Source organism: Streptomyces millisiae (genome assembly GCF_031845425.1).
GTDB classification, from domain to species: Bacteria; Actinomycetota; Actinomycetes; order Streptomycetales; family Streptomycetaceae; genus Streptomyces; species Streptomyces millisiae.
The window spans coordinates 1-464 of record NZ_JAVREM010000272.1 but is presented as its reverse complement, the minus strand read 5'-3'; the positions used below and the strand labels follow the sequence as shown (position 1 = coordinate 464).

Sequence of the window (464 nt, the reverse complement as noted above, 5' to 3'; positions counted from 1 at the left end):
CGCCCGCCCCGCTCCGCCTCGATCGTGGCCGTGCGCCCCTCGGCGACACTGCGCTTCGGCAGCCGCCGGCCCAGGCCGGAGGGGTGGCGCGGCTGGTTGTAGAAGACGAAGTCCTCGTCGGACCGCACACGACCCGCCGCGCCGCGGAGCAGGGCGGAGGCGTCCACGTCGGGGACGTCGGAGCCCGGTGTCCAGCGCAGCACGGCCCGTACGGCCGTGGCGTCGACCTGGACGTTCGAGCCCTTCAGCATCGTGTGCGTCATGGGCGTCATCCTGCCTGCTGGCGGCACGTGCGGACAACGCGGGGGCCACAACGGCCGGGTCCCGAGGTGCCGGTGCCGGGCGGAAGAGGATCGGAGCGGGGGTCGAACGGGTATCGGAGCGAGGGTGGAAGGAAGACCGAACGGTACCGCGAGGAGAGGCCGGGCGAAGGCTGGGTAACCGGAAATTCATGTACATCGGGA

At 72.0% G+C, this 464-nt stretch carries 1 protein-coding gene; it reads right to left on the bottom strand.

The genetic code is table 11. From position 1 onward, the window contains the following. Positions 1-263 (bottom strand): TerD family protein (locus tag RNC47_RS36630; RefSeq protein WP_311605184.1); only part of this gene is annotated, 263 nt, incomplete at its 3' end. Between the last annotated feature and the right edge of the window lie 201 nt (positions 264-464).